Here is a 19,907-nt window from a genome sequence, read left to right as displayed (position 1 = left end):
GCGGTCCCCAAGCGCTGCTCGGCCTTGCATCATGCCTTTTTTCCAAAAGACCCGAGGGTCAACCCGGCTGCCTGACAGGCGCTCAACCCGGCCCGCCGAACCGCTCGCGGTAGGCCTGCGGGGTGATCCCCAGGCGGCGCAGGAACAGCCGGCGCAGCGGCTCGTCCGACCGAAAGCCCACACGCGCCGCCACGGTTTTGAGCGGCAGGCCGTTTTCTTCCTCCAACAGCCGGCGTGCGCCTTCGAGCCGGGCCGTTTCGATGAAGTCCGAGGGGCTTTGCCCACACTCTTGCAGGAACACGCGGCGGAAGTTGCGCTCGCTCATGGCGGCCCGCGAGGCGAGTTGCTGCAGCGGCAGGGGCTCGGCCAGGTGCGACAGCACCCACGCCTGCACCTCGCGAATGCCCGGATGGCGCGTGCCCTGGCTGGCCAGGTGCATGCTGAACTGCGATTGCCCGCCGGGGCGCTTCAGGTACATCACCAGGTCGCGCGCCACCTCCAGCGCCAGCGTGCGGCCGAAGTCCTCCTCCACCAGGGCCAGCGCCAGGTCGATGCCGGCGGTGACCCCGGCCGAGGTCCACAGGTTGCCGCTGCGCACGTAGATCGCGTCGGCATCCACGCGCACGGCCGGAAAACGGCGCTGCAGCAGATCGGCCACGCTCCAGTGCGTGGCCGCCTGCGCGCCATCCAGCAGGCCGGCGGCGCCCAAAAAGAAACTGCCCGAACACAGCGCCACCATGTGCCGCACCCGTGGCGCGGTCGCCGCCGCCCACGCCACCACGCCGGGGGACGCGGCCAGCGCCGTCTCGATGTCGCGCGAGCCCACCACCAGGGCGATGTGCGGATCGGGCCCCTGCCCCAGCTGGCGCGTGGCCCGCAGCGACATGGCCGTGTCGGAAGGCACATCGCCCAGCCCTTCAGCCGCCACCGACACCGCATAGCCCGGCGGCTGGCCGCGCCGCGCCAGGTGCACGTTGGCATAGTCGAAGACCGACATGGGGCCGATCGCCTCCAGGGCCTTGAAGCCGGGATAGACGACGATATCGACGGTGTAGGGAGCGGACATGCGACGGGACAGAAAAACCAAGGAATGAAACGACGGCAGGCGGCACGACCCGCTCCAGCGGCCAAGATGCCCGGCACGGCGGCCAAACACGGCCGGGGGCAGCGCTGCGCGTGGCGAAGCGGGCCCAAACGCTTTTACGCTCGCGGCACCGGCACGCAGGACCGTGCGGGTGCCGCCCGGGCCGGGCAGGCGCAGCGATTGTCGCCGGACGATCCGGCCATGAAACGCGGCGGCCCTGCCGCATCTGCTAGAAAGACTGCTGCAGCCGCCCGACGTGCCGCCGCGCCCGCCGGCCGATGGCGGCGCGGCGCCGCCCCCTTGCGAGCCACCGAACCACCCACTGACAGGAGCCCCTTCCCATGAAAACCCAAGCCGCCGTCGCCTGGAAAGCCGGAGAACCCCTCACCATCGAAACCGTGGACCTGCAGGGCCCCAAATTCGGCGAGGTGCTGGTCGAGATCAAGGCCACCGGCATTTGCCACACCGACTACTACACCCTGTCGGGCGCCGATCCGGAAGGGATCTTTCCCGCCATCCTGGGCCACGAGGGCGCGGGCATCGTGGTGGACGTGGGGCCGGGCGTGACCACGCTCAAGAAGGGCGACCATGTCATTCCGCTGTACACGCCCGAATGCCGCCAGTGCAAATTCTGCCTGTCGCGCAAGACCAACCTGTGCCAGCTGATCCGCGGCACGCAGGGCAAGGGGCTGATGCCCGACGCCACCAGCCGCTTCAGCATCGACGGCCAGCCCATCTTCCACTACATGGGCACGAGCACGTTCAGCAACTACACCGTGGCCCCCGAGATCTCGCTGGCCAAGATCCGCGAGGATGCCCCGTTCGACAAGGTCTGCTACATCGGCTGCGGCGTGACCACCGGCATCGGGGCGGTGCTGTTCACCGCCAAGGTGGAAGCCGGCGCGAACGTGGTGGTGTTCGGCCTGGGCGGCATCGGCCTGAACGTGATCCAGGGCGCCAAGATGGTGGGCGCGGACAAGATCATCGGCGTGGACATCAACCCCGCCCGCCAGGACATGGCGCGCCAGTTCGGCATGACGCACTTCATCAACCCGAACGAGGTGGAGAACGTGGTGGACGCCATCGTGCAGCTGACCGACGGCGGGGCGGACTACTCCTTCGAATGCATCGGCAACACCAAGGTGATGCGCCAGGCGCTGGAGTGCACGCACAAGGGCTGGGGCCGCAGCATCATCATCGGCGTGGCCGAGGCCGGCGCCGAGATCAGCACGCGCCCCTTCCAGCTCGTCACGGGCCGCAAGTGGGAAGGTTCGGCCTTCGGAGGCGCACGCGGCCGCACCGACGTGCCCAAGATCGTGGACTGGTACATGGAAGGCAAGATCGACATCGACAGCCTGATCACCCACACCATGCCCCTGGCCGACATCAACCACGGGTTCGACCTGATGAAGCGCGGCGAATCGATTCGCGGCGTGGTCATCTACTGACCGGCCCGCGGCCAAACCCAACGGTGCCCGCCATGGACCGCATGGAGCCCCTGCGCCGGATCGAAGCCGGCGTGCTCGACGTCGCCTATTTCGAGGCCGGCCCCGCCCAGGGGCCGCCCGTCGTGCTGCTGCACGGCTTTCCCTACGACATCCATGCCTACGCCGAGGTCGCGCCGCGGCTGGCCGCACAGGGCTGCCGGGTGGTGGTGCCGTTCCTGCGGGGCTACGGCCCCACGCGGTTTCTGAGCGAAGACACGCCGCGCTCGGGCGAGCAGGCGGCACTGGGCGCGGACCTGCTGGCGCTGCTGGATGCGCTGGCGATCGACCGCGCGGTGCTGGCGGGCTACGACTGGGGCGGGCGCGCGGCCTGCGTGGTCGCGGCGCTGTGGCCCGAGCGGTGTGCGGGACTGGTCTCGCTCAACAGCTACAACATCCAGGACATCGGCCGGGCCATGGAGCCCGACACGCCGGCCAACGAGCAACGCCTTTGGTATCAGTTCTACTTTCACAGTGCCCGCGGCCAGGCCGGCCTGGTGAAAGACCGGCGGGCCATCACCCGCCTGCTGTGGCGGTCGTGGTCGCCCGTCTGGGCGTTTGACGACGCCGCGTTCGAGCGCAGCGCAGCAGCCTTCGACAACCCCGACTTCGTGGACGTGGTGATCCATTCGTACCGCCACCGCTTCGGCCTGGTCACGGGCGATCCGGCCTATGCCGGGATCGAATCGCGCCTGGCGGCGCTGCCGGCCATCCGCGTGCCGGCCATCACCTTCGATGGCCTCGACGACGGGGTTCGCCCGCCAGCCGATGCCTCGGCCCATGCCGCGAAGTTCACCGGCCCGCGCGCCCACCGTTGGGTGCCCGGCGCCGGCCACAACCTGCCGCAGGAGGCGCCGCAAGCCTTTGCCGATGCGGTGCTCGAACTGGTCCACGCCACGCCTTCCTCACCCCCTACGCCATGACCCATCCTCTCCAAACCCTGTCGGAACACCGGAGCTTCGGCGGCACGCAGCGCTTTTATCAACACGACTCCGCCGAGATCGGCCTGCCGATGAAGTTCTCGGTGTACCTGCCGCCACAGGCGGACCACGGGCCGGTGCCCGCGGTGCTGTACCTGGCCGGGCTGACGTGCAACGAAGAGACCTTCATGGTCAAGGCGGGGGCGCAGCGCCGGGCCGCGGAGCTGCGCCTGGCGCTGATCGCGCCCGACACCAGCCCCCGCGGCGCTGCGGTGGAGGCCCTGCCGGACGCCACGGCCCGCTGGGACTTCGGCATCGGCGCAGGCTTTTACCTCGATGCGACCGAAGCCCCGTGGCGCACGCACTGGCGCATGGAAAGCTATCTGGTGCAAGAGCTGCTGCCCCTGCTGGGCCGGCATTTGCCGATCAACCTGGACCGCCTGGGTATCTTCGGCCACTCGATGGGAGGCCATGGCGCGCTGACGCTGGCGCTGCGCCATCCTGGCCGGTTCCGGTCACTTTCGGCCTTCGCGCCGATCTGCGCGCCCACGCAGTGCCCCTGGGGCGAGCGGGCGTTCACCGGCTATCTGGGTGCGGACCGCACGGCCTGGGGCGAGCATGACGCCACGGTGCTCATGGAAAACCAGCCACTGGCGCCCTACCCGGCCGGCATCCTGATCGACCAGGGGCTGGGCGACAAATTCCTTGCCGAGCAGCTACACCCCGAGCGGTTCGAGGCAGCGTGCCAAGCCATCGGCCAGCCGCTCACCCTGCGCCGCCACGAGGGGTACGACCATGGGTACTACTTCATCCAGACCTTCATGGCCGACCATCTGGCGCACCACGCCAGCGTCTTGGACGCCGGAAATACGGCCATCTGAGGCCCCGGCGGCGGGGGCCTGCAGCCGAAGGAGGCCCTTAATCTTGACTTAAGGCGCGCGGAAAAGAATCCGCGCCATGCCTGACATATTGCAGCCACCGTTGCGGGTTATTACCGCCCCCCGCAACGAATCCATCCTCGCCCTGGCCACGGCGCGGCGGCCGTGGCATCCCGCCGCGGTCATCGCGCTGGCCAGCCTCTGGCTGGCGACCGTTTGCAACGTGCACCTGTGGAAAGTCGTGCTCGGCCTGAACGAGTCGGGCGGGCTGCGTGCCTGGGGCTTCGTGCTCATGTTCATGGTGGCCGTGGCGGCTGCCAATGCCGCCGTGCTGGGCCTGCTGGCCTGGGGGCGCCTGCTCAAGCCGGTGCTTGGCATTGCCGTGCTGGCGGCCGCGTTCGGCACCTATTTCATGATGGCCTACGGGATCGTGATCGACACCGGCATGGTGACCAACGTGCTGCAGACCGATCCCCGCGAAGCCGCCGACCTGCTCGACTGGCGCCTGCCGCTCACCGTCGCGGCACTGGGGGGCCCGCCCCTTTGGTGGCTGGCACGCACCCCTGTGAAACCGTTGGGCTGGACCCGGCAGATCGTGTTCCACGGGCTGCTCTTGCTCGGCTCGCTGGCCCTGGCCGCCAGTGCGGTCTTCGTGGTGTTCCAGGATTTCTCCTCCGCCATGCGCAACCACACGCAGCTTCGCTATCTGGTCAACCCCCTGAACAGCATCTACGCCGTGGGCAATGCCGCTGCGCGTCCCTTGCGCCGCGACACCGGCCCGCTGATGCCGCTGGGGCAGGACGCCAGACTGGGCGCTTCGTATGCGGCCCAAGCCAAACCGCCGCTGCTGGTGCTGGTGCTGGGCGAGACCGGGCGCAGCGGCAATTTCGGTCTCAACGGCTACGGCCGCCCGACGACGCCCGAGCTGTCCGCGCGCAACGACCTCGCCAGCGCCCGCAACGCCTGGTCCTGCGGCACCAGCACCGCGGCATCCGTGCCCTGCATGTTCTCCAATCTGGGGCGCACCGCCTACGAGTCGAGCCACATCCGCTCCGAAGGGCTGCTGGACGTGCTGCAGCACGCCGGCCTGGCCGTGCTGTGGGTGGACAACCAGTCCGGTTGCAAAGGCGTGTGCGACCGCGTGGCCGAAGCCAGCACCTCGGCCAAACCCGACGACCCCCAGTGGTGTGCCGACGGCAAGGAGTGCCTGGACGACGTGATGCTCAAGGGCCTGGACGCACGCATCGCGGCACTGCCGGCCGAGCAGCGGGCGCGCGGCACGGTGGTGGTGCTGCACCAGATGGGCAGCCACGGCCCGGCCTACTTCAAGCGGTCGTTGCCTTCGCAAAAGCCCTTCCAGCCCGAATGCCGGACCTCGGCGCTGCAGGAATGCCAGCGGCAGGAGGTGGTCAACGCGTATGACAACAGCATCGTGTCCACCGACCATTTCCTCAACGCCACCATCCAGTGGCTGGCAGCGCAGTCCGGCACCGCGCAGACCGCGATGATGTACGTGGCCGACCACGGCGAATCGCTGGGCGAGAACAACATCTACCTGCACGGCATGCCCTACGCCATCGCGCCCGATGTGCAAAAGCATGTGCCCTGGATCACCTGGCTGTCGCCCGCCATGCAATCGCGCACCGGCACGGCCACCGCCTGCCTGCAAAAAGACCTGGGCGAGCGGCGCATCTCGCACGACAACTACTTTCACTCCATCCTCGGGCTGATGGACGTGCAGACCAGCGTTTACGAGGGATCGAAGGACATGTTCGCCGCCTGCCGCGGCACCATCGCACCGGTTTGAGCACGCACCTGCGGCGACAATCGCGCCCATGAATCTGCGGTTTGTCGAAGCCTTCCACTGGGCTGCCTCGCTCAAGAGCATCACGCGGGCCGCCGAAAAGCTGCACATCACGCAGTCGGCCCTGTCCAGCCGCATCGCCGCGCTGGAAGAAGAGCTGGGGGCGATCCTGCTCGACAGGCGCGAACGCGTTTTCCGCCTCACCGCCGCCGGGCAACGCTTTCAATTGCTGGCCGTTCGGCTGCTGGAGCTGCAGCGGCAGGTGAAGGAAGAGCTGGGCACCAGCCCGCATGCGCCGATGGCGCTGCGCATCGGGGCCATCGAATCGGTCGTGCACAGCTGGCTCACCGGCTGGCTGCAGGAGATGCGCAAGACCCGCCCCGACTTCGAACTGGAACTCACCGTGGAAACCTCGCCCGTGCTGGTGGACCAGGTGCGGCGCGGGGCGCAGGACCTGGTGTTCACGTCGCTGCCCGCCACCGACACCGCGGTGCGCACGCGGATCATGCCCCCGCTGGAACTGGTGTTCGTCGGGCACCGCACCCTGCACTCCGCGGGGCGGTACGACCTGCAGCGGCTGGCGCAGCACGACCTCATCACGTTCCAAAAGGGCTCGCACCCGCACCAGAGCCTGCTGCAGCTGTTCCAGGAATCGGGCGTTGCTGTGCCGCGCATGCACGCCATCTCGTCGATTTCGGCCATGCTGCAACTCGTGGAGGCAGGGTTCGGCATTGCCGTGCTGCCGCGCGCCGTGACGCAGCGGCTGTCGCACCGCATGCCGCTGCACATTTTGCGGGCCTCGTGCACGCTCACCGCCCTGCCCATCCATGCCAGCTACCGCGAAGACCCCGGATCGGGAATCACCGAATCGGTGCTGGAATCGGCCCAGGCCTACGTCGCCAACACCCAGACCGCACGAAAAAAGCGCACGCCGCGCTGAATGCACCCATCCAGTGCACCCGCATTCGGGAAAGCCCGGATGGCCTGGGCATGCTTTTCGCAATATTGAAAATTCAGTGGTCGTCATCGGTTTTTTCGATGACTTGAACGCAAAATTTTGCGTTGGATTCCCCGTCGTGCGGCTTTCAGAATCCGCGGCATTGCAACCATAAAGCCTGCATGCCGGGCACTCACGACGATGCCATCCCACGCCGCATTCCACTCTTTCGGCACTGCCGCCGGATTGACCGCCAGGTCCACCGCCCATGAAGTGCGCGCGGCGGCGCGTGCCGGGCTGCTGTCGGCCCACACGAGCGGCCTGGCCAGCGACTACGTGCAGGTCAACCTGGCCATCCTTCCGCAAGCGCTGGCCACCGAGTTCCAGCGCTACTGCGAGCGCAACCCCCGCGCCTGCCCGGTGCTGGCGATCAGCGAGCCCGGCTCGCCCGCCCTGCCCTCGCTGGGGCCGGATATCGACATCCGCACCGACCTGCCCCGCTACGCCGTGTGGCGCGACGGCGTGCCGGTGGATGAGCCCACCGATCTTGCCGCCCACTGGCGCGACGACCTCGTGACCTTCGCCATCGGATGCTCCTTCTCGTTCGAGCACGCGCTGCTGGCCGAGGGCATCCGACTGCGCCACGTGGACGAAGGCCGCAACGTGTCCATGTACCGCACCGACCGCCCCACCGAACCGAGCGGCGCATTCCGCGGCCCCCTGGTGGTCTCCATGCGCCCCATGGCGGCAGCGGACGCCATCCGCGCCATCCAGATCACCTCGCGCATGCCGCAGGTGCATGGCGCACCCGTGCACTTCGGCGATCCCGCGCTCATCGGCATCCGAGATCTCGCCCGGCCCGAGTACGGAGACGCCGTGGAGGTCAAGCCGCACGAGGTGCCCGTGTTCTGGGCCTGCGGCGTGACACCGCAGGCGGCCATCGCAGCGGCGCGCCCGGCGTTCTGCATCACCCATGCGCCAGGGCACATGCTGGTCACCGATCTGCTCAACCGCGATCTGGTCACCGCCTGAAGCCGCCTCCCCCCAAACCTTCCAAAGAAAGCACCTTCTCACCATGTGGCTCCGGCACACCTCCCCCACCGAGCGGCGCACCCTGGCCGCCACCTTCGCAGGCTATGGCGTCGATGGCTTCGACTACATGATCTACACCTTCCTGATCCCCACGCTGCTGGTGGCATGGAACATGTCCAAGGCGCAAGCCGGGTACATCGCCACCGGCGCCCTGCTCACCTCCGCCATCGGGGGCTGGGCGGCGGGCGTGCTGGCCGACCGCTATGGCCGGGTGCGGGTGCTGCAGTGGACGGTGCTGTGGTTCACGCTGTTCACCTTCCTGAGCGGCTTCACCGAATCGTTCGGACAGCTGTTCTTCACCCGGGCCATGCAGGGCTTCGGTTTCGGCGGCGAATGGGCGGTGGGTTCGGTGCTGATCGCGGAAACCATGTCCGCCAAGAACCGCGGCAAGGCGGCGGGACTCGTTCAAAGCAGCTGGGCCGTGGGCTGGGCGGCTTCGGCGCTGGCGTTCTGGGGCGTTTACTCGGTGCTGCCGCCGGAGATCGCCTGGAAGGTGCTGTTCTGGATCGGCATCCTGCCCGCGGTGCTCATCATCTACATCCGCCGCAACATCCAGGAGCCCCCGGTGTACCTGGCGGCACAGGCCCGTGCGCGCGCCCGTGGAACGCAGGGCAGCTTCCTGCGCATCTTCCACCCGTCGCTGCTGCGCACCACGGTGCTGGCCAGCCTTCTGGCCACGGGCATGCAGGGCGCCTATTACTCGGTCACCACCTGGCTGCCGACGTTCCTCAAGACCGAGCGGCACCTGTCCGTGCTGGGCACCAGCGCCTACCTGCTGGTGCTGATCGCGGGCTCGTTCGTGGGCTACCTCACCAGCGCCTGGCTGTCGGACGTGATCGGGCGGCGCCGCTGCTTCATCCTGTTCGCCACCATGGGCATGGCGCTGGTGCTGGCCTATACGCAGATACCCATCACGGATGCCTGGATGCTGGTGCTGGGGTTTCCGCTGGGGTTCTTTTTGTCGGGCATCTTCTCGGGCATGGGCGCATTTTTGTCGGAACTGTTTCCGAGCGACGTGCGGGGCTCGGGCCAGGGCTTTTGCTACAACTTCGGCCGCGCCATCGGCGCGATCTGCCCGGCCCTGGTCGGCACGCTGAGCAACACGCTGCCATTGGGTCAGACCATCGGATGGATCACTGCCATTTGTTACGGGTTGGTGATTCTGGCGGCGCTGGCTTTGCCGGAAACGCTGGGCCGTGAACTGAGCCCCGACAGCGAGACAACCCACTGAATCGGCGTTGCGCGGTGCGGAAAGCAGAAAAACGGGCATCGTTTTTCTGCTATTGAGAAACCACGGGTGCGGATCGCGCACGTAACTTGCATATGTATCAAGCCGTTGCAAACATCCGACAAAAAGGGCTGACCCGACTGCCGGAGAAGGCGTTTTCACGGCCATACTGCGATCCATATCAATGCCTCTGTGCGCCCTGCTGAAAGGACCCTTCCATGAAAAAATTGACCTTGCGGCAAAAGCTCTGGCTCCCGCTGGTCCTCGCGTTGCTGGGGCTTCTGGCGCTGACCTTCGTGAACGCGTGGCAGACCCGGCAAATCCAGTACCAGGCACGGCAATCGGCCCTCTCGGACATCACCGACATGGCCCTGACCGTGATCAGCGATTACGAAAAGCAGGCCCAGGCCGGCAAGATGAGCCAGGAAGAGGCCCGCGCCGCCGCCCTGGCGCGCATCGCCTCGCAGCGCTACGGCAAGGACGGCTACGTCACCGTGATCGGCGCCGATTCCATCATGGCCATGCACCCCATCAAGGCGGAGCTGAACGGCAAGAACATGATTGCCTTCAAGGATGCCAAGGGCAACCTGCTCTACGTGAACATCGCCGCCGCTGGCGCCCAGGGCCGCGGGTTTCTCGAATACTGGTGGCCGCGTCCGGGCAGCGACACGCCCAGCCCCAAGATCGGCTACGTGGTGCGCTTCAAGCCCTGGAACTGGGACCTGGTGGCCGGCGACTATGTCGATGACATCGAACAGGCCTACCGCTCCTCGCTGTACCGCGCGATCGGGCTGCTCGCCCTGCTGGGGCTGGTGATCTCGGCCCTCACCGGGCTGGTGGTGCGCGACATCGAACGCTCCGTGGGCGGCGAGCCGCGGGCCGCCGCCGGCGCCGCGATGCGCATGGCCGACGGCGACCTGCAGGCGGAGATCCCGCTGCGCGCCCGCGACGAGCAAAGCCTGATGTACGCCATCGGCTTCATGCGCGACCGGCTCGCCAGCATCCTGCACCGCATCCAGCAGGCCACCAGCACCATCGACCATGCGGCCAGCGAGATCGCCCAGGGCAATGGCGACCTGTCGCGCCGCACCGAGCAGCAGGCCTCGTCGCTGCAGCAGACCGCCTCCAGCATGGAAGAGCTGACCGCCACCGTGCGCCAGAACGCCGACAACGCCCGCCAGGCCGCGCAGTACGTCTCCAGCACCGCCCAGACCGCCGTGCAGGGCGGCCAGGTGGTGAACCAGGTGGTGGAGACCATGCGCTCCATCAGCGCCAGTTCGCGCAAGATCAACGAGATCATCGGCGTGATCGACGGCATCGCCTTCCAGACCAACATCCTCGCGCTGAACGCCGCGGTCGAAGCCGCCCGCGCCGGCGAGCAGGGCCGGGGCTTCGCCGTGGTGGCCTCCGAAGTGCGTGGCCTGGCCCAGCGCAGCGCGGCGGCCGCCAAGGAAATCAAGACGCTCATCAGCGAATCGGTCAACGAGGTCCACACCGGCTCCGAGCTGGTCGAGAAAGCCGGCAAGACCATGGGCGAAGTGGTCGAGTCCGTGCACCGCATCTCGGGCCTGATGGAAGGCATCGCCTCGGCCAACGTGGAGCAGACGGCCGGCATCGAAGAGGTGAACCGCGCCGTCTCGCAGATGGACGAGATGACGCAGCAGAACGCCGCCATGGTGGAAGAAGCCAGCGCCGCCACGTCGGCCATGGCGTCTCAGGTGGCCGTGCTGCGCGAAGCACTGGCCGTGTTCCAGCTGGGCGAAGCCGCTGCCCTGGCGGCCGAGCACCACCCCACGCCTGCCCCGGCACCCAAGGCCTCGCCACGGCCTTCCACCCGCCTGCTGCGCGCCTGACCAGGCCCGCAGCGCGGGCCGGCCGTCACGGCGCCGGCGGCCCGCGGGGGCTGATTCCTGGGGGGGTGCGCCCCGGCACCCTACCGGGAGTCCGCCCTCCAGGAAGTCCTAAAGTGAAGCCGGCACCGCAGGCGCTCTAATTCGGAGCCGGCACCGCAGGCGCCGGGCGGCGAAGCAGCAGCCAACCGAACAGCGGCGCCGTGATGTACATCAGCACCGAGTAGATGGCCGCGGGCAGCGCCAGCGTGTAGCTGCCCAGCACGCTCAATGCGATGAAGATGGCCAGCGTCGAGTTGTGGATGCCGATCTCATAGCTCACCGCCGTGGCCAGCGGCTTGTCCAGCCCGGCCGCGCGGCTCAGGTAGTAGCCGGACAGCAGGCTCGCCAGATTGAACACCAGCACCGCCGGCCCGATCTCGGCGAAGGTGCTGGCAATCGAACTCCACTCCTTGGCGATCGACAGGATGGACACCAGCGCCAGCACCAGCGCGCTGAAGATCTTCACCGGCTTTTCCATGCGCGCCGCGAACGCCGGCCAGCGCGCCGCCGCGGCCATGCCCAGCCCCACCGGCACCAGCACGATGGCGATCACCTCCAGGAGCTTGCCGGTCTGGATCGGCACCACCTGCCCGCTCTGCGCGAAGTGGGCGATGGCCGCATTGGCGATGATGGGCAGCGTGACGATGGACAGCAGCGTGTTCACCGCGGTGAGCGAGATGTTCATCGCCACGTTGCCGCCGAACAAATGAGAAAACAGATTGGCCGAGATGCCGCCCGGCGACGCTGCCAGCAGCATGAGGCCGATGGCGAACATGGGCGACAGCCCGAAGGCGCGGATGATCGCGTAGCACAGGATCGGCAGGCCGATCACCTGCAGGCCCAGCGCGATGCCCACGGCCTTGGGGCTTTGCAGCAGCCGCCGGAAGTCGGCCACCCGCAGGGTGAGCCCGAGCCCGAACATGACGAGCGCCAGCGCGCCGAACAGAAAACGCGTGACGATGAGGGTGCTGTCCATGGCGGCGGCGCGCTCAGTCGCGGTAGCCCGGGTCGGTGCGGTCGAGCTTGCGGATCAGCGCAGGCCAGACGAACTGCCCGCCCAGGCCGCCCGTCTGCACCTTCATCGCATGGCCCACGCCGTCCACGATCTGCGGGTGCACCCGCGTCAGCTCCCCGCCGCCCGACTGCGCCGCGATCTGGATCTGGCAGGTGGATTCGAACGTGTACATGGCCAGGAACGCATCCGCCACCGTCTTGCCGCAGGTCAGCAGGCCGTGGTTGCGCAGCATGAGAAAGTTGGCATGGCCCAGGTCGGCCTGCAGGCGCGTCTTCTCGTCGTCGCGGATCGCCACGCCTTCGTAGTCGTGGTAGGCGAGCGAGGCCAGCACGAAGGTCGATTGCTGGCTGATGGGCAGCACGCCGTCCTTTTGCGCACTCACGGCGATGCCGGCCCGCGTGTGGGTGTGCAGCACGCACTGGATGTCGTCGCGCGCCGCATGCACCGCGCTGTGGATCACGAAGCCCGCCGGGTTCACCGGGTGGGGCGAGTCGATCACCTTGTTGCACTGCGAATCCACTTTGACCAGGCTGGACGCCGTAATCTCGTCGAACATCAGGCCGTAGGAGTTGATGAGAAAGTGGTGCTCCGGCCCCGGCACCCGCGCGCTGATGTGGGTGAACACCAGGTCGCTCCAGCCGTGCAGGGCCACCAGGCGGTAGCAGGCGGCCAGATCGACGCGCAACTGCCACTCTTCGGCGGAGACGAGTTGCCGGACTTAGGACGGGGTGACTGCATTCATTCAAGGCTCCTGGGTGGTGGGCAAACGGCGGGCAAACGGCGGGCAAACGGTGGGCAAACGGCGGGTGTTCAGGCCGCTGCGGGCTGCGGCTGCAGCGCCGCCTTGTAGAGGCTCTGGCGCGGCTGGGCCAGCACGCGCCGCAGCATCGGCATGAAGGCGTCGAGCGGCAGCGTCTCGGCATGCGGGTCGAACGCCGGGTTGTCGTAGCGCTCGCAAAACTCCGCCGTCTGCTGGTAGTGCGGGTGCCCCGCGAACTGGTCGCGCAGGTCGCGGTCCAGCCCGATGTGGTGAAAGAAATAGTGGCCCTGGAAGATGCCGTGGTGCTTGACCATCCAGTGGTTGGCCTCGCTCACGAACGGTTGCAGGATGGCGGCCGCGATGTCGGGGTGGTTGAACGAGCCCAGCGTGTCGCCAATGTCGTGCAGCAGCGCGCACACCACGTACTCCTCGTCGCGGCCATCGCGCAGCGCGCGGGTGGCGGTCTGCAGCGAATGCGTGTAGCGGTCCACCGGAAAGCCGCCGTAGTCGCCCTCCAGAATGCGCAGGTGCGCCGCCACCCGGTCCGCCAGGCCGCGCGAGAACTGCATGAACTCGCCGCCAATCGTCTGCCAGTCTTCGCGCGTGCTGTCCTGCATGCGCACGAAGGTCGCCTTTTTTTGGGTCTGCATCGTTTTGTCTCCGTGGGGGAACCGGGCCACTGTAGGCGCGCCCTGTTCTGCCAACTGTCCAATAATTGACAGTTCGACCCCTTGGTTTACCCGCCCAGCGACCGGCCCTGCATGCCCCAACAGCCCCCGCTCTCCACCGCCCACCGCCGCACCATGGAAGGCAACCCCTGGTTCGCCGCCCTGCCTACCGCGCAGCGCGGCGCGCTGCTGGGCGCGGCGGAGCTGGTGCATTGGAAGCGCGGCACCATGCCGTTTCGCCAGGGCGACCCGGTGGGCGCGGCCGGCAGCGGTTTCTACGGCCTGCTGGCCGGCACCCTCAAGATCTCCACGCTGCGCGACGACGGGCGCGAGGCCATCCTGGTGCTGCTGGAGCCGGGCAACTGGTTCGGCGAGATCACGCTCATCGACGGCTCGCCACGCACGCACGACGCCACGGCGCTCACTGGGGTGGATCTGCTGGTGGTGCCGCCCGCGGCCTTCGCCGCGCAGATGGCGGACCCGGTGTTCGCCAACGCCATGGCCACCCTGCTCGCCTCGCGGGTGCGGAGCCTGTACAGCATGATGGAAGACGCCACCCTGCGCGGGCTGCGCGTGCGCGTGGTGCACCGCCTGCTGGCCCTGGCGCGCGGCGACGCCACCCAGTCGGCCACCCTGCGGCCCAGCGTGGCCGTGCCGCAAGAGGCGCTGGCCATGATGCTCGGGGTGACGCGGCAGACCCTGTCGAAAGAACTCAACGCCCTGGCGCAGGAAGGGCTGATCGGCCTGCGCTACCGGCGCATCGAACTGCTGCACCTGGAAGCGCTGCAACGCGTGGGCGGCGCGGGCTGAGCCGGCACGCGCTTGCAGCCACCAGCAACACGGACTCCAAGCGCTGCGCCATCACATCAGCCGCTGAACACCGCCGTGCGCCGCTGCTGCCCCGCGGGCTGCAGCGCCATGCGCTCGGCCAGCGCCTGGATGCTTGCCTCGCCCTTCGCCAGGGCCGCCCGGCTGGTGTGCACCGAATACATGCCAGTTACCAGATCGTGTGGATGCGGCTCGGCGGACCCGATCACGAACACCGCGCTGCGCTCCTGCGAGGCCTGCAGTTCGATCGTGCCGGACGCATCGAACACCGCCATCTCGCCAGCGGCCACCGCGTTGGGTCCGACCAGTTGCCCGTGGCTGACCGCCAGCCAGGCCGCATCGTGCCCCTCAGGCGGCGCATACGTCCATGCCTGTCCGGGCTGCAGCGTGACGAGCAGGTAGTGAACGCCCTCGGGCGCCCGCACCGGGCTGCGAAGGCCGGCGTATTTGCCAAGGATCACCGTGACCGGGCCGCTGGCGGGCATGGCCTTGGCCTCGATGTACTGGCTGTCCACCGGGCCATTTTCCAGTTCGGGCGGCAAGGCCAGCCACAGCTGGAAACCCGCGATGCGCGGCGAGGCACCCGGCGAAAGCTCCTTGCCGTGCCACACGCCGCCCCCGGCGCGCATCCACTCCACGCCGCCATAGGCCAGTTCGCCCTCGCCCGAAGCCGGGTCGTCGAAGCGAAAGTCGCCCTCGGTCACCACCGTGACGGTGGCCAGGCCCGAGTGCGGGTGAATGGGCATGCCACCGGCAAACGACGATTCGCCCTGGAACAGATCCAGAAACACGAAGGGCTTGAGCACCTGGCCCAGATCGCCAGGGCTCATCAGCCGGGTGATGGGACCATGGCCACGGCCGCGGGTGCGCCTCACGATGGTTCGCTGGGCGGTGGGGGAAAGCAAGGCGGACATGGTGGATGCTCCTGAAAAGACGGGCCGGAAAAATCTCCTTCGGTGCCACGTTGGGGTTGCCGTGGCGCCGCTACCCATCCAATGTAGGGACGCGCACCCCATCTGCGAAGCCTATTTGATTGAATATGATCCATCTGTTTTAACGATGGACTGAGGACATTGGCATGCTCGATGGCGTCTCCCTGGATCACCTGCGCATCTTCGTGGCCGCCGTGGAAACCGGCAGCTTCTCGGCTGCGGGCCGCCGCGTTGGCCGGGCGCAATCGGTCGTCAGCCAGGCCATCGCCGGGCTGGAGGCGCAACTCGGCGTCACGCTGTTCACCAGGGCCGCGCGGCTGCCCGCCCTCACCCCGGAAGGCCAGGCCCTGGCTGGCCGCGCCCGCGACATCGTGCGCGCGGCCGACACGCTGAAAGCCGAGGCCCGCTCGATGGCCGCCGGCCTGGAGCCCGAGTTGTCGGTCGTGGTCGATGTCATGTTCCCCATGGCGGCCCTGACCGACGCCATCGGCGCCTTCGCCACCGCCTTTCCCGGCACCACGCTGCAACTGCAGGTGGAGGCCCTGGGCGCCGCGGCCCAGTGGGTGCTGGACGGGCGCTGCCGCGTGGGTGTGATGGGCTCGCTGCCCATCATTCCGCCGGAGTTCGAACAGGTGCCGCTCATGGCCGTGCCCATGGTCACCGTGGCGGCGCCGGGATCGCCGCTGGCCCGGCAGCCGGGCCGGCTGACGCGCCAGCAGCTCAAAGGCCATGTCCAGCTCATCCTCACCGACCGCTCGCCCCTCACCGCCGGCCGCGACTTCGGCGTGCTGGGCGACACCGTGTGGCGCCTGGCGGACATCGGCGCCAAGCACGCCTTCCTGCGCGCGGGACTGGGCTGGGGACACATGCCGCTGCCCATGGTGGAGGACGATCTGCAGGCCGGCCGGCTGGTGCGAATCCAGGTGGACACCGGGGTGATCGGCGATCCGCTGCTGGAGATGAAGGCCGTCTATCGGCGCGATGCGCTGCCCGGGCCGGCCGGGCGGTGGCTGATCGAGCGGCTGCGGCAGTATCCGCAGTGCGACCCGGCGCACAAGGTGCCCAGCCCTTGAGGGGGGCGCGCCGCCCTTCAGCTGCGCGGTTGGCCCGTTCGCCTATCCATCCACTGGCTCGAGCGGCGTCTCCAGCGTGAGTTGATAGAACGCCGCATCCAGCCACCGGCCGAACTTGAATCCCACCTGCGGCATGGTGCCGGTGTGCACGAACCCCAGTTGCTGGTGCAGCCGGATGCTGCCCTCATTGGCCGCGTCGATGCACCCCACCATCGCGTGAACGCCCGCCGCCCTGGCGCGGTCCACCAAAGCCCGCATCAGCACGCCGCCCAGGCCGCGCCCCCGGCAATCCTTGTGAACATAAACGCTGTGTTCGACGGTGTACTTGTAGGCAGGAAATGCCCTGAACGTGCCCCATGAGGCAAAGCCGAGCAACTCTCCGCGGCCATCGACGGCGCCCACCACCGGGAAGCCATTGGCGCACTTCGTCGCGAACCAGGTGGCCATTGCAGACTGCGGGCGGGGCACGTAGTCGTACAGCGCCGTCGAGTGCACGATGGCCTCGTTGAGGATGCCGAGAATGGCGACCGCATGGTCTTCTTCGGTGCAATCGATCAGACGGATGTCAGGGGGCTGGGTGGGGTTCATGGGAAAGGCGCCGATCAGCCGGCGTGTTTTCAGGGCCGTTGAAAAAACCATCGAGGACCTCGGGCCATACGCCACGTCAACGCTGCCGGCTGGCGCCAACGTCCTGCCAGCGTTCTTGCAGCGATCAGCCCTCCTCCAATAAATTGGAAACCTTTTCCATCTTACTGGAACTTCCAACGATTCAACCGCCCTTTCCGAAACGGCAAGGTGCAGACAGATCCTGCAGTTTCCGACTGCGCGGTGCCCGTCAATCCGCACGGCACGCCGAGGCGGGGCGCTACAGGCTTACGATGAAGCGAGCGCTGCAGAGCCAAGGAGGGGTTCGAATGAAATCGGGCTCCAGCGCAATCAACACTAGGGCATTGTGCTACACATTTAATAGCAACCGAACACAGGACCGATGGGCTAGCGCCCGGCGATGCCCGTGGTGCTGGCCGTGCCGATCCGGTCGGATGCCTGCCGCTTGTCCCTCGCCGGCGGCTGACCATGCAGCCGCACGTATTCGCGGCTGAACTGCGAGGCACTCTCGTACCCCACCTCGAAAGCGACCTGGCTCATGCTCTTGCCCTGCGACAGGATCAGCCGCCGCGCCTCCATCAACCGCAGCGCTTTTTGGAACTGCAGCGGCGACAGCGAAGTGATCGCCCGAAAGTGCAGATGGAACGCCGAGCGGCTCATGCCGGCCGCCGCCGCCAGGCGCTCGATTGGCACTGGCTGCGCGGGCTCGGCACGCAGGATCGCCACCGCGCGCGCGATGCGGCGCGCGTGGCTGTCGGGCAAGCCCAGGTGGCGGATCGCAGCGCCCTGCCGGCCCCGCAGCAACCAATGGTGGATCTCCCGGATCAAGCCGTCCTTTAGCACCGCGAGCGATTCGGGCCGGTCCAGCAGCCGCACCAGCCGGCGCACGGCATCGCGCAGATCATCCTCATCCCCCGCGTCGGGCACGGCGGCGGGCGCATGGCACTCCGGCGAGCCCATGACCAGATCGGTGATCACGGCGGTGTCCAGCTCCAGCGCAATGGCCAGATAGGGCTGGGCGATGCTGGCCTGGCTGATGCGGCTTGCCGTGGGCACGTTGGCCGTGACGATCATCGTGTCGCCCGCCGCATAGGACACCGTGCGGCTGCCCATGGCGACCCGCTTGCGGCCCTGCAGCACCAGGCACACCAGGGGCTGCTCCACCGCATGCTCCAACGCGCTCGGCGCCGCGCGCCGAACCAGGTACAGGCCGTGCACCGGCGTGGCGGTGATGCCGCCCGTCCGGTGGTGCGTGGTGCCTGTGTAGCGCAAGACCGCTTGCGTCAATTCGTCGTCCGCCATGGCGCATTCTGGCCAGGAAGGCCGGCCCGGCACAACCGGCCTGGACGATCAGGCAAGGAATGCCGATCTTCGGGCAGGCAACGGAGTGGGCGCGACCCTACAGTCATTGCATTGCACTGAACCCCGAAAGGCACCCATGACTCCGCTGTTGCCCCCGCACGAGAACACGCCCGCCGCCGACCATGCCCGCGCACCGCACCGGGGTGTGCAGGTGCTGGGAGAACAAGGCGCTGAGGGCCGCAAGGCCTTCTTCATCGAGATCGAGGCCCGCCCCGGCCAGGAGGAGGCGGTGGTGCAGATGCTGCGGGACATCCGGGCCTGCGTCGAGGCCGAGCCCGCCACGGGTCCGTGGTTCGCCGTTCGGTTTTCGGAAACACGCTTTGCGATTTTTGAAGCGTTTCCCGATCTGGCGGGGCGGCAGGCGCATGTGGATGGCGGAGGGGGCGATATCTTTCGCGACGTGACGCGGATGAATGCGATCCTTGCTGAGGCGGCCCAGGTACATCGCGTGGATGTGGTGATGAGCAAGGATTACTTTTCTTATTGGTAGGCGGGATGACTAACAGGCCGTGAGGTTGACTGCCAGCCACTACTATGGCAGCGAAAGGCTGCTTGCAGTCCTCGGCTAAAAGTAGGCCTGCTTCTCTGCTGTCGTGCCAAGCGGTCATTGGCTCCCAGCCGACTGGTTGGCACGGATACGGGCAACCTAGTTCCTCGTGGATAGGCCGAACTGTCCACTCCGCAAGTTACTCAGACGAAAAAGTGCAAGTCCTTCTCCACCAAGCTAACTAGCTTTGGCGCGACTTGACCACTGATCTTTACAGTCCCGTTCGCTGCAAAGGCAATTTGACCTTTTAGTCCTCCCAGAACAAGTTCGAACACGGCATGCTCGACTCTGTACTTAAGTCCGTCAAGCACGGTCATGCTTTCCACCGCCATTCCTTCTTTAGACACGAATTCCATGCGAGCCACCAAGTCGTCCGCGAGTACGGCTCCGACAACCTTTAAGCCCACGAGTTTGGAAGTATCTACCGAACTAAATACAGTGGTAGGTTGCCCCTTGTCGAACGTTACTGGCTTCACCGTGAAACCCATCCCTACCAATGTTTCAAGCGCGTTGAGTAAATCGCGAACACTCCGCCCCGGGTTCTCCACCCGGAGGAAGGTTAGATCGTCAATCTCGACAAGTGCAAAGTCGGTGAAACTAACGCTATCTATCTGTTCGTAAGTTGGAAGGCCTTCGGAATCTAGCTTCGTCACTACAACTCGCGATCGCCATAGGAATCGGTACAAAGCACCACCGACACCGTCAAGTAGGCGCGTGAAGCCATACGCCGACGTCAATTCAAGAGGACGTGTGGCTACAAGTGCCGCTAGGTCCCGAGCTCGAGCGGGGAGCTGAAT

The 19,907-nt window shown here is 67.3% G+C and carries 18 protein-coding genes and 1 pseudogene; 11 read left to right on the top strand and 8 right to left on the bottom strand.

The features are described from left to right. Nucleotides 1-82: 82 nt before the first annotated feature. Entirely contained in the window at nucleotides 83-1,066 is a 984-nt protein-coding gene (locus M5C98_RS08025) for a GlxA family transcriptional regulator (RefSeq protein ID WP_272552072.1), read from the bottom strand. A 359-nt stretch (nucleotides 1,067-1,425) separates the two neighbouring features. Here M5C98_RS08025 and M5C98_RS08020 point away from each other — a divergent pair, with 359 nt between their 5' ends. The 8 genes from M5C98_RS08020 to M5C98_RS07985 all read left to right on the top strand — a co-directional run bounded on the left by M5C98_RS08020 (nucleotide 1,426) and on the right by M5C98_RS07985 (nucleotide 11,280). Next, the gene (locus tag M5C98_RS08020; protein WP_272552071.1) at nucleotides 1,426-2,532 is read left to right on the top strand and encodes an S-(hydroxymethyl)glutathione dehydrogenase/class III alcohol dehydrogenase; all 1,107 of its coding nucleotides are present in this window, start codon (nucleotides 1,426-1,428) and stop codon (nucleotides 2,530-2,532) included. 32 nt (nucleotides 2,533-2,564) lie between these two features. Continuing rightward, nucleotides 2,565-3,491: an alpha/beta fold hydrolase gene (locus tag M5C98_RS08015; RefSeq protein ID WP_272552070.1), complete on the top strand. Its 927-nt coding sequence runs from the start codon at nucleotides 2,565-2,567 to the stop codon at nucleotides 3,489-3,491. Beyond that, entirely contained in the window at nucleotides 3,488-4,369 is an 882-nt protein-coding gene (gene fghA / locus M5C98_RS08010) for an S-formylglutathione hydrolase (RefSeq protein WP_272552068.1), read from the top strand. The genes M5C98_RS08015 and fghA overlap by 4 nt, the downstream gene beginning before the upstream one ends. A 76-nt stretch (nucleotides 4,370-4,445) precedes the next feature. After that, the gene (locus tag M5C98_RS08005; protein ID WP_272552066.1) at nucleotides 4,446-6,173 is read left to right on the top strand and encodes a phosphoethanolamine transferase; all 1,728 of its coding nucleotides are present in this window, start codon (nucleotides 4,446-4,448) and stop codon (nucleotides 6,171-6,173) included. A gap of 28 nt (nucleotides 6,174-6,201) precedes the next feature. Further along, nucleotides 6,202-7,110 carry a LysR family transcriptional regulator gene (locus tag M5C98_RS08000; protein WP_272552065.1) on the top strand — a complete coding sequence of 303 codons (909 nt, stop codon included), beginning with the start codon at nucleotides 6,202-6,204 and terminating at the stop codon, nucleotides 7,108-7,110. 198 nt (nucleotides 7,111-7,308) lie between these two features. Further along, nucleotides 7,309-8,139 carry a putative hydro-lyase gene (locus tag M5C98_RS07995; RefSeq protein WP_272552064.1) on the top strand — a complete coding sequence of 277 codons (831 nt, stop codon included), beginning with the start codon at nucleotides 7,309-7,311 and terminating at the stop codon, nucleotides 8,137-8,139. A 43-nt stretch (nucleotides 8,140-8,182) separates the two neighbouring features. After that, nucleotides 8,183-9,430: an MFS transporter gene (locus M5C98_RS07990; protein WP_272552063.1), complete on the top strand. Its 1,248-nt coding sequence runs from the start codon at nucleotides 8,183-8,185 to the stop codon at nucleotides 9,428-9,430. A gap of 215 nt (nucleotides 9,431-9,645) precedes the next feature. Further along, a complete protein-coding gene (locus M5C98_RS07985) occupies nucleotides 9,646-11,280 on the top strand; it encodes a methyl-accepting chemotaxis protein (RefSeq protein WP_272552062.1) in 1,635 nt (544 codons plus the stop codon). Nucleotides 11,281-11,416: 136 nt separating this feature from the next. On the opposite strand, the gene M5C98_RS07980 is transcribed toward M5C98_RS07985, so the two are convergent. The 3 genes and pseudogenes from M5C98_RS07980 to M5C98_RS07970 form a co-directional block, all read right to left on the bottom strand. Continuing rightward, complete coding sequence (locus M5C98_RS07980) at nucleotides 11,417-12,295, bottom strand: bile acid:sodium symporter family protein (RefSeq protein WP_272552061.1); 879 nt, start codon at nucleotides 12,293-12,295, stop codon at nucleotides 11,417-11,419. 13 nt (nucleotides 12,296-12,308) lie between these two features. Continuing rightward, nucleotides 12,309-13,076 (bottom strand): annotated as a pseudogene (locus M5C98_RS07975) (class II aldolase/adducin family protein). Between the two features lie 68 nt (nucleotides 13,077-13,144). Continuing rightward, nucleotides 13,145-13,744, bottom strand: coding sequence for an HD domain-containing protein (locus M5C98_RS07970; RefSeq protein ID WP_272552060.1), 600 nt, complete (start codon nucleotides 13,742-13,744; stop codon nucleotides 13,145-13,147). 111 nt (nucleotides 13,745-13,855) lie between these two features. Here M5C98_RS07970 and M5C98_RS07965 point away from each other — a divergent pair, with 111 nt between their 5' ends. Beyond that, on the top strand, nucleotides 13,856-14,572 hold the full coding sequence (locus M5C98_RS07965) for a Crp/Fnr family transcriptional regulator (RefSeq protein ID WP_272552058.1): 717 nt from the start codon (nucleotides 13,856-13,858) through the stop codon (nucleotides 14,570-14,572). 56 nt (nucleotides 14,573-14,628) lie between these two features. On the opposite strand, the gene M5C98_RS07960 is transcribed toward M5C98_RS07965, so the two are convergent. Continuing rightward, nucleotides 14,629-15,504, bottom strand: coding sequence for a pirin family protein (locus M5C98_RS07960; protein WP_272552056.1), 876 nt, complete (start codon nucleotides 15,502-15,504; stop codon nucleotides 14,629-14,631). A gap of 164 nt (nucleotides 15,505-15,668) precedes the next feature. On the opposite strand from M5C98_RS07960, the gene M5C98_RS07955 reads away from it, so the two are divergent. After that, nucleotides 15,669-16,595 (top strand): LysR family transcriptional regulator, encoded by a 927-nt coding sequence (locus M5C98_RS07955; RefSeq protein WP_272552055.1) that lies wholly within the window; start codon nucleotides 15,669-15,671, stop codon nucleotides 16,593-16,595. A 42-nt stretch (nucleotides 16,596-16,637) separates the two neighbouring features. Here the strand turns inward: M5C98_RS07955 and M5C98_RS07950 are convergent, their stop codons facing one another. Both M5C98_RS07950 and M5C98_RS07945 read right to left on the bottom strand, forming a co-directional pair. Then, nucleotides 16,638-17,183: a GNAT family N-acetyltransferase gene (locus tag M5C98_RS07950; protein WP_272552054.1), complete on the bottom strand. Its 546-nt coding sequence runs from the start codon at nucleotides 17,181-17,183 to the stop codon at nucleotides 16,638-16,640. Between the two features lie 405 nt (nucleotides 17,184-17,588). Beyond that, nucleotides 17,589-18,503: an AraC family transcriptional regulator gene (locus M5C98_RS07945; RefSeq protein WP_272552053.1), complete on the bottom strand. Its 915-nt coding sequence runs from the start codon at nucleotides 18,501-18,503 to the stop codon at nucleotides 17,589-17,591. Here M5C98_RS07945 and M5C98_RS07940 point away from each other — a divergent pair. Continuing rightward, nucleotides 18,502-19,053, top strand: coding sequence for a putative quinol monooxygenase (locus tag M5C98_RS07940; protein WP_272552052.1), 552 nt, complete (start codon nucleotides 18,502-18,504; stop codon nucleotides 19,051-19,053). The genes M5C98_RS07945 and M5C98_RS07940 overlap by 2 nt on opposite strands. 200 nt (nucleotides 19,054-19,253) lie before the next feature. On the opposite strand, the gene M5C98_RS07935 is transcribed toward M5C98_RS07940, so the two are convergent. Next, entirely contained in the window at nucleotides 19,254-19,763 is a 510-nt protein-coding gene (locus M5C98_RS07935) for a hypothetical protein (protein ID WP_272552051.1), read from the bottom strand. Between the last annotated feature and the right edge of the window lie 144 nt (nucleotides 19,764-19,907).

The sequence above is a fragment of the Acidovorax sp. NCPPB 3576 genome, from assembly GCF_028473605.1.
Taxonomy (GTDB): Bacteria; Pseudomonadota; Gammaproteobacteria; order Burkholderiales; family Burkholderiaceae_C; genus Paracidovorax.
Note: the sequence above shows the minus strand (reverse complement) of the source record. Positions and strands in the feature narration are given on the sequence as shown.

What these genes read in the sequence shown, in the direction of transcription:
- M5C98_RS08020 (WP_272552071.1), top strand. Translation starts at nt 1,426, where the DNA reads ATGAAAACCCAAGCCGCCGTCGCCTGGAAAGCCGGAGAACCCCTCACC.
- M5C98_RS07995 (WP_272552064.1), top strand. Translation starts at nt 7,309, where the DNA reads ATGCCATCCCACGCCGCATTCCACTCTTTCGGCACTGCCGCCGGATTG.
- M5C98_RS08015 (WP_272552070.1), top strand. Translation starts at nt 2,565, where the DNA reads ATGGACCGCATGGAGCCCCTGCGCCGGATCGAAGCCGGCGTGCTCGAC.
- M5C98_RS07980 (WP_272552061.1), bottom strand. Translation starts at nt 12,295, where the DNA reads ATGGACAGCACCCTCATCGTCACGCGTTTTCTGTTCGGCGCGCTGGCG.
- M5C98_RS08005 (WP_272552066.1), top strand. Translation starts at nt 4,446, where the DNA reads ATGCCTGACATATTGCAGCCACCGTTGCGGGTTATTACCGCCCCCCGC.
- M5C98_RS08025 (WP_272552072.1), bottom strand. Translation starts at nt 1,066, where the DNA reads ATGTCCGCTCCCTACACCGTCGATATCGTCGTCTATCCCGGCTTCAAG.
- M5C98_RS07945 (WP_272552053.1), bottom strand. Translation starts at nt 18,503, where the DNA reads ATGGCGGACGACGAATTGACGCAAGCGGTCTTGCGCTACACAGGCACC.
- M5C98_RS07960 (WP_272552056.1), bottom strand. Translation starts at nt 15,504, where the DNA reads ATGTCCGCCTTGCTTTCCCCCACCGCCCAGCGAACCATCGTGAGGCGC.
- M5C98_RS07990 (WP_272552063.1), top strand. Translation starts at nt 8,183, where the DNA reads ATGTGGCTCCGGCACACCTCCCCCACCGAGCGGCGCACCCTGGCCGCC.
- fghA (WP_272552068.1), top strand. Translation starts at nt 3,488, where the DNA reads ATGACCCATCCTCTCCAAACCCTGTCGGAACACCGGAGCTTCGGCGGC.
- M5C98_RS07985 (WP_272552062.1), top strand. Translation starts at nt 9,646, where the DNA reads ATGAAAAAATTGACCTTGCGGCAAAAGCTCTGGCTCCCGCTGGTCCTC.
- M5C98_RS07940 (WP_272552052.1), top strand. Translation starts at nt 18,502, where the DNA reads ATGGCGCATTCTGGCCAGGAAGGCCGGCCCGGCACAACCGGCCTGGAC.
- M5C98_RS07970 (WP_272552060.1), bottom strand. Translation starts at nt 13,744, where the DNA reads ATGCAGACCCAAAAAAAGGCGACCTTCGTGCGCATGCAGGACAGCACG.
- M5C98_RS07950 (WP_272552054.1), bottom strand. Translation starts at nt 17,183, where the DNA reads ATGAACCCCACCCAGCCCCCTGACATCCGTCTGATCGATTGCACCGAA.
- M5C98_RS08000 (WP_272552065.1), top strand. Translation starts at nt 6,202, where the DNA reads ATGAATCTGCGGTTTGTCGAAGCCTTCCACTGGGCTGCCTCGCTCAAG.
- M5C98_RS07955 (WP_272552055.1), top strand. Translation starts at nt 15,669, where the DNA reads ATGCTCGATGGCGTCTCCCTGGATCACCTGCGCATCTTCGTGGCCGCC.
- M5C98_RS07965 (WP_272552058.1), top strand. Translation starts at nt 13,856, where the DNA reads ATGCCCCAACAGCCCCCGCTCTCCACCGCCCACCGCCGCACCATGGAA.